The organism is Alkalimonas sp. (genome assembly GCF_020831925.1).
Classification (GTDB): domain Bacteria; phylum Pseudomonadota; class Gammaproteobacteria; order Enterobacterales; family Alteromonadaceae; genus Alkalimonas.
In genome coordinates, this window is record NZ_JAFIFQ010000080.1 from 1 (window position 1) to 9,404 (window position 9,404).

Here is a 9,404-nt window from a genome sequence, read left to right on the forward strand (position 1 = left end):
GTTAAATGCAGCCTTGCTCAAGCACTATTACCAGGTGGCTTACTGGCAGTTGCCAGCCGGTTACTTGTGCCCACCTATTCCGGGGCGTGCCGATTACATTCACTCTGTGGCGGATCTGTTGGCAGGGCCTGGCGAGGTACCGACCGGTACACAGGTGCGGCTGCTGGATATTGGCTGTGGTGCCAATCTGATTTATCCCATCATTGCCAGTCGAAGCTATGGCTGGCGCTGTGTGGGCAGCGATATCGATGCCGTGGCATTAAAAGCGGCTCAGCTGATTATTGATAGCAACCCCACCCTGAGCGGCCAGATCAGTCTGCGCAAACAAGCGGATAGCCAGCACATCCTGCACGGTGTGATACAGCCAGGCGATGCTTTTGCGGTCAGTGTCTGCAACCCGCCCTTTTATGGCTCGGCCGCCGAAGCGGCCGCGGCCAATCAGCGTAAACGCAGCAATTTAAAGCTGGCAAAAAGCCCACAGCAGCGTAATTTTGCCGGCCAACAGCACGAGTTGTGGTGTCCTGGCGGGGAGCTGGCGTTTATCCAACGATTGATGGCAGAAAGCGTCGATTTTTCCAGCCAGGTCGGCTGGTTTAGCAGCCTGGTCTCGCAGCAGCGCCATCTGCCCCCTCTGGTTGCTGCGGCGCGCAAAGCAGGTGCCGCAGAGGTGACATCCATCAAGATGCAGCAAGGCCAGAAAAGCAGCCACTTGTTGGCCTGGCGGTTTTAGTACAGCGGCTGCTAAACAAGCCGCCCACATGGCCATTGCTGACACCCTTGAGGCTGTGACTAACTTCCCGATTGCAGATAGTGCAAAAAGTGCCTGGCGGCAGCCGATAACGGCAGATCACTGCGCCATACCACGTACCAGTGCCGGTTTAGCGGAAAGCCCTCAACCTGCAGCATCGTCAGGGGTTCTGCCGACCCCGGCTCCGCGGCGGATGCTGCCACGACCGGCCACAACGGCGGGCAAATAGCCAGCCTGGACAACACAGCAATGCCAAGACCTGCCGCCACGGCATGCTTAATGGCTTCGTTGCTGCCAAGGCTCATGGCCACGGAAGGCACAAACCCCTGCTGGTGGAAATGCTGTTCAGTCGCCATTCGGGTACCGCTGCCAGGTTCGCGCATCAACCATCGTTCTTCCGCTAAATCTTTCAGCGTGATCGGCTGATGCGCCTTCGGATGCGACGAGGGCGCGATCACCACCAGCGGGTTGGTCTGAAACTCCAGTTGCTCCAGCGGCAGGTTATCAGGCGGCATCATCATCACCACCAATTCATCCTGCCCCTGCGACAGTCGCCCTACCACGCGATCGCGGTTTTCAATCGCAAGCTCAATATCTACGCCCGGATGAGCCGCCGCAAAACTCCCCAACAAATCAGGCACAAAGTATTCGGCTGTTGTTACAGCTGCCAATTTAAGGCGGCCACGGACCAGCCCATGGATCTCTGCCAAGCGGGACTCCAGTCGCTGCCAGCAACCGGCCAACTCCCGCACGGTCACAAAGAGGGCCTCTCCTGCCTGTGTCAGCTGAATGCTGCGCCCGCATTGCTGAAACAATGGCTCGCCGAGCGTGCTGGCCAACTCGCGCAGCTGTACCGAAACGGTCGGCTGACTGACACACAACTCCTGAGCGGCGCGTGTTACAGACAGCAAACGGGCACTGGCTTCAAAAGCACGCAACTGTTGCGGGGTGATGCGCTGAAAACGTGCCAGGGTAGTTGCAGGCATGTCCGGCTCCGGCTGATGATAATACATCACAAATCTATAGCTTTTGAGCTATGGGTTCAATTAAAACTAAGTATTTTTATTTATAGGTGTGTTTGCGTACAGTGCAGCTATCCCATCTACAGGAGCAAAACCATGCGTGATGATCATTCTGTCGTAAGTACCCCCAAAACCCGGCTGGCCGCTTTGCCAAAACAAGACGTGGCTATTACCGTAGCCTTAGGCGATGGCATAGGCCCGGAAATCACCCGTGCTACCCTGCGTATTCTGGAGGCGGCCGGTGCGCGCATTGCGCCGGAGTTTATCGACATCGGGGAGCAGGTCTATTTAGCCGGTCACAGCGCGGGCATTCTTCCGGATGCGTGGGACAGTTTGCGCCGCACCAAAGTTTTCTTAAAAGGGCCTGTCACCACGCCATCGGGTGCCGGCTACAAAAGTCTGAATGTGACCATTCGCAAAACCCTTGGGCTCTATGCCAATGTGCGGCCTTGCATCAGCTATGCGCCTTTTGTCGCCACCCAAAGCCCCAGCATGAATGTGGTGATCGTGCGGGAGAATGAAGAAGACTTGTACGCCGGTATTGAACACCGCCAAACCGACGAGGTGTATCAGTGCCTGAAGCTGATTAGCCGCCCGGGCTGTGAACGCATCATCCGCTATGCTTTCGAGTATGCCCGCAGCCATGGCCGTAAAAAAGTCACCTGCATGGTCAAAGACAACATCATGAAAATGACCGACGGCCTGTTTTACCAGGTTTTTCAGGAAATCGGCGCGGAATACCCTGAAATTATGCAAGATCGCTACATTATTGATATCGGCAGTGCCCGGCTGGCAACCCGGCCGGAGCAGTTTGATGTGGTGGTCACCACCAACCTGTACGGCGATATCATCAGCGATATCGCAGCTGAAGTGTCGGGCAGTATTGGTTTGGCAGGCAGCGCCAACATCGGCGATCATGTGGCTATGTTCGAGGCCATTCATGGCAGCGCACCCGATATCGCAGGTCAGGGCATCGCCAACCCGAGTGGCTTGTTACTGGGCGCCGTGATGATGCTGGTGCATATTCGCCAGGCTGATGTGGCCGAGCGGATTCACAATGCCTGGTTGCGCACCATTGAAGATGGTGTACACACAGCCGATATCGCGGGAAATAACGGCCAGGCCGTCAGCATCGAAGCTTTTACTCAAGCCGTTATTGCCCGCCTTGGGCAAGAACCGCAGCACTTTGCTAAGGTACGGTATCAAAATGCGGCAGAGTCAGTCCCAGCGCCTGTCGCTCAGGCTACAGCCCGCCCCAAAGCCCGTAAATTATTGATTGGGGTCGATGTGTTTTTGCACCACAAACCGATATCCCCTGATCGTCTGGCCGAACAGCTGTGTAAGTTATCGACCGAGTTCTTACAGCTGCAAATGATCACCAACCGAGGCGTGAAAGTGTGGCCGCAGGGGTTCCCGGAAACCTTCTGTACCGATCACTGGCGCTGCCGTTTTGTGGCCAGAGACGAGCACAGCAGTATCCGATTTGGGGCTGTGATACAGTTGCTGCAACGGTTAAACGAGGCTGGTTTTGATATCATTAAAACAGAAAATTTGTGCAGTTTTGACGGCGAGCGTGGTTTTGCCCTCGGGCAAGGCCAGTAAACGCTAAGGCCTGCAATGAATGCATCACCTCGCAAGGTGACCCGGGCTCCGTTCGCGGAGCCTGGCGCTTTATTAACACGGCATCATAAAGCGGCGCCGATTGCCCCGGAACTGGCAGCGCTGGGGCTTACCCTCACTGCGACCGATGCCTATGATACCGATCAGCTGGGCACGTTTTCCGGCGAGATAGCGCGGACACTCAGCCCGCTGGATTGTGCGCGCACCAAAGCTAAACTGGCCTGCCAGCTTACCGGTTGCTCATGGGGCATTGGCAGCGAAGGCAGTTTTGGCGGCGGCCCTTTTCCAGGCATCCTGCCCTGGAACGAAGAATTGCTGTTGTTGTACGATCAAACAACCGGGCAAGAAATCATCGCCCGAGTGGGCATGGCCGTAGCACTGACCTCGGTTGAAACCCAGGACTGGGAGCACGTTCGGCAACATCTGGCTAAGCACGAACCTCAGCAGGGTTGGATGCTGCCTGGCCCTGACGGTTGGCACAAAGGGCTGCAGGGTGAGCATGCCGTGCTGAGCGCGCTTGAGAGCGCCGGGCTGCTGGGGCCCAACCTGAGCTTACGGCAGAAAATCTCGCTGCAACCCGACCTGCGTGCCCATTTCTGTCCACCACGTCAGGCGGTGATCCAACAAGCAGCTGCTCAGCTGGCGCAACGTCTAGCCGCATCTTGTCCGCACTGCGGCGCGTCGGATTTTTGGGTTAAAGATTGCGTACGTGGTTTGCCATGCGGCGATTGTGGCTTTTTAACGTCACAAATCAGCAGTACAATAAAGCGGTGCAGCCGCTGTGGTCACCAGGAGCAGCAGCCGGTTGCATCAGCATGGGCCGATGCTAAGCACTGCCCCCGCTGCAACCCCTAATCGCTTTACGACGGAGACATCGGCTTGTGACAACCTTGCAGCTGGACCCCACCAAACCAGATGAACTGGCCCTGGCGGCCCAACTGCTGCTGGACGGCCGTTTGGTAGCGGTCCCCACCGAAACCGTCTACGGCCTTGCCGCCGATGCCCGCAATCCTGCAGCTGTGCAAGGTATTTTTGCAGCCAAAGGCCGGCCGTCTGATCATCCGCTGATTGTGCACCTGCCATCGGCGGCAGCACTTACCGATTGGGCCGAAGACATCCCGGACAGCGCCTGGCAACTGGCGAAGGCATTTTGGCCAGGGCCTTTAACCTTACTGCTAAAAAAATCGCCGGCTGTCAGCCCAGTGGTCACTGGTGGCCTCCCGACCATTGGCATTCGGGTACCGGCCCATCCGGTGCTACATCAGCTGCTGACGCAGCACCAGCTGGCGGTGGCTGCGCCATCGGCCAATCGCTACAAAAAACTGAGCCCCACCAGCGCAGCCCAGGTGTTGCACACCTTGGATGGCCGTATTGATGCAGTGCTGGATGGCGGTGATTGCAGCTATGGCCTGGAGTCCACCATTGTCGATGCCACCAGCGAGCCACTGACCATTGTACGGGCGGGCCCTATCAGTGCCAAGCAGCTTGCCGAGGTGTTGGGCCGGTCGGTGCAACAACCGCACGAGCACAACATCAAAGTGGCTGGCAACGTCAAAGCACATTACCAGCCCAATACCCCGCTGCTTTATGCTTCGTTTGCCGATGCCCTGCCTGCGCAGGCAACCCTAGCCCAGAAGCTGGCCATACTGCATCTTGGCCCGGTGCCCAAAACACTCCAGCCCATTTGGCAGCAACAGATGCCTGCCGATGCCCCATCCTATGGCCGTAAGCTGTACCGCGCCCTGGCCGATGCAGACCATGCCGGTGCCGAGCTGATTCTGCTGGAGTCGCCCCCACGGGATGAAGCATGGCTGGCGGTCTGGGATCGGGTAAAACGGGCCAGCTATCGGGGGTAAGCCGATCATGCATGCTGAAAGTTGCCACTGTATGCTGCTAACTTGAAATTTTCACGCATAAATCACAACATAACAAAAGCATCGCATTCAGGTGTGAATTATCGGACAAGTCAGGATATAAGCGATTCGGTAGTTGATTTAATTTTTTTCATTTACAAATTCGCGCTTTCGATTTGATGTTAACAAATTAACTGCTAGCCTTAAAATCAAACTCTAAATTAGTGGTACCAGACTATGTGCTTTCACTCACCCAGTAGTCGGTTCTTCAATTTTATTCCTGCGTTGGTTGCGGTTGTATTTATTAGCGGTTGCAGTGACTGGGACTCTTCTACAGCCCAATTTAGTGTCATACCAACAACCAGCGGAAATGGCAGCATTAGCCCTTCAAACACTCAGAGTGTGCATTGGGGGGCTCGCACAACATTTACCGTAACACCGGATGATGGTTATAGCATTGCCAGCATCGGCGGAACCTGCCCCGGCACCTTGGATGGCAATGTATTTACTACCAGCTTTATCACCTATAATTGCACCGTTTTTGCATCCTTTACTCCAACGATCGAAGCACAGTTGACTTTCAACAGCGTTATACCCTCTGTCGTTGGAAGTGGGACTATTTACCCCGCCACCACTCAGCGCATTGCTGAAGGCGAAAGCATTCAATTTAGGGTCTCCGCCTCGGATGGCCATCTGTTCGATGGTGTTGCAGGGACATGCGATGGCACCCTCGCTGATGATACCTTCACTATCGATGCTATTCAGGAAGATTGTGCACTGGTGGCTATTTTCCGCCCGGATAGTGATGCAGAGGAAGATGCACTGACCGTTATTCCATCCACGGTTGGCGCTGGAACTATCGTGCCAGCCACCCCTCAGAGAATTCCCGAGGGGAAAAAAGCGAGCTTTACCATCACTCCGGCCAGTGGGTTTGAGGTTAGTGACATTGCAGGAACCTGTGAGGGTACTCTAACCAATGATGTATTCACCACTGGGGAAATTACCACTAGTTGCTCCATTATCGCTATTTTTACCCCAAAATACGGCGAACTCAGCTTCAGCGTCATTGCCAGTAGCATTGGCAGTGGCAGTATGACTCCTGATGGCATTCAACTAGTACCCCAGGGCGAGCGTGTGAATTATACCCTAATGCCAGCGCCAGGCTTTCTGGTAGACAGTGTTAGTGGCACCTGCGGTGGTATTCTGGATGAAAACCTGTTCACGACCGATGCAATTACAGCCGATTGCTCCGTTGTGGCTTCATTTCTCCCCATAGAAAATTCAGAACCCTTTACCTACAGTGTTATCCCGGTCGCCTTAGAAAACGGCAGTATTTCTCCGAGTGCTAAACTTCATATCGAGGCAGGACAAACCACCACCTTCACAATTTCCCCCAACCCAGGCTATATAATCGGCGCGGTTGCCGGTACATGCGGCGGCACTTTGTCTGGTACAACCTATACTACAAACCCGGTAAGCTCAGACTGCTCTGTGGTGGTGAGCTTTACGCCCGAAGCCAGCGATGCCAGCTTCACCATCATTCCTCTGGCACTGGATAATGGCAGTATTTCGCCAAGCACCAACCAAACAATTCTTGCCGGGGAGTCGATTGATTTTGAAATTACTCCAGACCCAGATTACAGCATCGCCAGCATTGATGGTAACTGCAGTGGAAGTTTAGCAGGCACGACATTCACAACCAATGCCATCACTTCCGATTGCTCTGTTGTCGTCAGTTTCCGCTTAACCACAGAGCCCTCGCCAGTATTCAGCGTTATCCCATCGAGGATTGGTAATGGGAACATAACACCAAGCATCACTCAAATGGTCGCCGAAGGGGAAAGCGCGACTTTTGAAATAACACCCGAGCCTGGCTTTGTTTTACAAAGTATTACACAGACCTGTGGTGGCTTTGGCGCTTTTGATGGCACCACCTATACCACCGTTGGCATAACGGCAGATTGCTCTGTGGTTGCTAACTTTATCCCCGTGCCTCCACCGCCACTATTTTCTGTACTGCCCATAGCCACAGAGAATGGCAGTATCAGCCCTGATACAATCCAGTCGGTACCGGAGGGGGAGACATTCAGCTTTACCTTGTCGCCGAACCCAGGCTATGGCATTAGTTCGGTGGAGGGGACCTGCGGCGGCAGTTTAAATGATACGACCTTTACCATAACAGCAATCTCCCAAGATTGTACTGTGATCGCCAACTTTAGTCTGCTGGTGCCAGCTGCGCCTGAAGTTTCCTTGTCGACACAGCAAACCAAGCGTTTTGCTTTTAGCTGGCTAGGCGTATCCAATGCTACCGAGTATCGGTTGCTGGAAAACCCGGATGGCCATTCAGGTTACAGTGAAATTGCTGTTATGGATGCCAGTACCACCGACTTTGCTCTGGACGTGTTTCTGCCCGAGCGCATCAACGCCAGTTACATCCTATCCGCCTGCAACAGCAGTGGTTGCAGCGACTCCGCCCCTACCTTTGTGACTACGTCGCTGGCGGAGGCCACCGGCTACGTCAAATCCTCCAATACCTTATCGCAACAACGTTTTGGCTCTGGCATTGTGCTATCGGCAGATGGGCGCACCATGGCCATTGCGGCTTCAGCTGAAAGCAGTAATGCCACCGGGATCAATGGCGACCAAACCGATACATCCGCTTTTAATAGTGGTGCCGTCTATGTGTTTACCCGCGATGGCAGCCATAACAGCTGGCAACAACAAGCTTATATCAAAGCGTCCAATAGCCAAGAGCAATACCAGTTCGGCTCAACCATGGCTTTATCGGCCGACGGCAACACACTGGTCGCATCCTCAAGTCGGGAGGCAAGTAGCGCGACCGGCATTAATGGCGATCAAAGCGATACATCTGCCCTGAACAGTGGCGCTGTGTATGTGTTTGTCCGAAGCAGCAACTTATGGAGCCAACAAGCTTACATTAAGGCATCCAACACAGCTGCATCCGCTTCGTTCGGAAGCTCGGTTGCGCTCAGCGCAGATGGCAACACCCTGGTGGTGGGTGCGAGCGGGGAAGCCAGCAATGCGACGGGTATTAACGGCGACCAATCCGATACATCCGCCCAGGCAAGTGGCGCCGTGTATTTGTATCGTCGTGACACCGGCAGCAACTGGAGCCAGCAAGCGTATGTAAAAGCGTCCAATACTGCGGAGAACTTCAGGTTTGGTAGCAGTGTTGCCCTATCCTCCGATGGAAATACACTAGCCGTTGGTTCTTCTGGTGAATCCAGCAATGCAACAGGCGTGGATGGTGATCAATCGGATACTTCATTACCACAAAGCGGAGCTGTTTATGTTTTTCGATACTCAGCGGATGCCTGGAGCCAGCAGGCTTACATCAAGGCATCCAATACCCGCCAGGATGCTCTCTTTGGCTTTGATGTTGCACTATCCGGCGATGGCAATACGCTGGCTGTAGCGTCACCGCAGGAAAACAATGCAGCATCGGGCATCGACGGGGACCAAAACAGTGGTTTCAGTCCAAGCTCTGGGGCTGTTTATGCTTTTGGCTTTGACAACGATGCCTGGAGTCAGCAAGCCTATATTAAAGCATCCAACAGTACCTTTTTTATCCAGTTTGGCAGCAGCATTACTTTAACCGATGATGGAAATACACTGGCGGTTGGCGCAGCACAGGAAGGCAACCTGGAGACGGGCATAAACGGTGATCAATCTAATGCTTCTGCTTCGAATGTTGGCGCTGTCTACCTGTTCAAACGGCATGATACCAGCTGGAGTCAGCAAGCTTATATCAAAGCATCCAACGCCGCAGGTTCTCAGCGATTTGGGGGGGCTGTCGCCATAGCTGGAGATGGCAGCCTTTTGGCAGTTGGTGCCATAGGCGAGCGAAGCGCCGCAACAGGCTTGAATGGCGATAAAACCGACACATCATTAGCAAACGCCGGTGCGGTCTATCTATTTTAAAGGGGAGGTGTCATTGGTTCGGGCTTAACACACCCAATGGCGCCTTACTAGTTAGCAGGCTTTATGAGTAGCTGACGCTTTGCCGCAAAGATAACGTGCCGGATGGCAAATAGTCTTGGCTTAATTGGCACATTCAGCACTGCTAGTCAGATTGAGTTTTCGTTGTAATAAATACGCGCTCTACCATCATTTTTGGCTTGAAACAGGAGTTTGTCAGCA

General features: G+C 54.2%; 6 protein-coding genes and 1 pseudogene. 6 read left to right on the forward strand and 1 reads right to left on the reverse strand.

All coding sequences use genetic code 11. The features are described 5' to 3' along the window. The coding region (rlmF, locus tag JJU14_RS15570) for a 23S rRNA (adenine(1618)-N(6))-methyltransferase RlmF (RefSeq protein WP_228614640.1) at nucleotides 1-730 on the forward strand (730 nt) is incomplete at its 5' end. Nucleotides 731-789: 59 nt separating this feature from the next. Here the strand turns inward: rlmF and JJU14_RS15575 are convergent. Next, nucleotides 790-1,734: a LysR substrate-binding domain-containing protein gene (locus tag JJU14_RS15575; RefSeq protein ID WP_228614641.1), complete on the reverse strand. Its 945-nt coding sequence runs from the start codon at nucleotides 1,732-1,734 to the stop codon at nucleotides 790-792. 132 nt (nucleotides 1,735-1,866) lie between these two features. Between JJU14_RS15575 and JJU14_RS15580 the strand changes: the two genes are divergently transcribed. The 5 genes and pseudogenes from JJU14_RS15580 to JJU14_RS15595 all read left to right on the forward strand — a co-directional run bounded on the left by JJU14_RS15580 (nucleotide 1,867) and on the right by JJU14_RS15595 (nucleotide 9,185). Then, nucleotides 1,867-3,372, forward strand: coding sequence for an NADP-dependent isocitrate dehydrogenase (locus JJU14_RS15580; protein ID WP_228614642.1), 1,506 nt, complete (start codon nucleotides 1,867-1,869; stop codon nucleotides 3,370-3,372). Between the two features lie 15 nt (nucleotides 3,373-3,387). Beyond that, complete coding sequence (locus JJU14_RS15585) at nucleotides 3,388-4,245, forward strand: DUF6671 family protein (protein WP_228614643.1); 858 nt, start codon at nucleotides 3,388-3,390, stop codon at nucleotides 4,243-4,245. Nucleotides 4,246-4,271: 26 nt separating this feature from the next. Continuing rightward, nucleotides 4,272-5,246: an L-threonylcarbamoyladenylate synthase gene (locus tag JJU14_RS15590; protein WP_228614644.1), complete on the forward strand. Its 975-nt coding sequence runs from the start codon at nucleotides 4,272-4,274 to the stop codon at nucleotides 5,244-5,246. A 234-nt stretch (nucleotides 5,247-5,480) separates the two neighbouring features. Next, nucleotides 5,481-5,789 (forward strand): annotated as a pseudogene (locus JJU14_RS16740) (hypothetical protein); the annotation flags it as partial. A gap of 27 nt (nucleotides 5,790-5,816) precedes the next feature. Continuing rightward, on the forward strand, nucleotides 5,817-9,185 hold the full coding sequence (locus JJU14_RS15595; RefSeq protein WP_228614645.1) for an FG-GAP repeat protein: 3,369 nt from the start codon (nucleotides 5,817-5,819) through the stop codon (nucleotides 9,183-9,185). Nucleotides 9,186-9,404: the final 219 nt, after the last annotated feature.

Bases quoted from the DNA above. Each gene is read 5' to 3' on its own strand.
- JJU14_RS15575 (WP_228614641.1), bottom strand. From the start codon at position 1,734: ATGCCTGCAACTACCCTGGCACGTTTTCAGCGCATCACCCCGCAACAG.
- JJU14_RS15580 (WP_228614642.1), top strand. From the start codon at position 1,867: ATGCGTGATGATCATTCTGTCGTAAGTACCCCCAAAACCCGGCTGGCC.
- JJU14_RS15585 (WP_228614643.1), top strand. From the start codon at position 3,388: ATGAATGCATCACCTCGCAAGGTGACCCGGGCTCCGTTCGCGGAGCCT.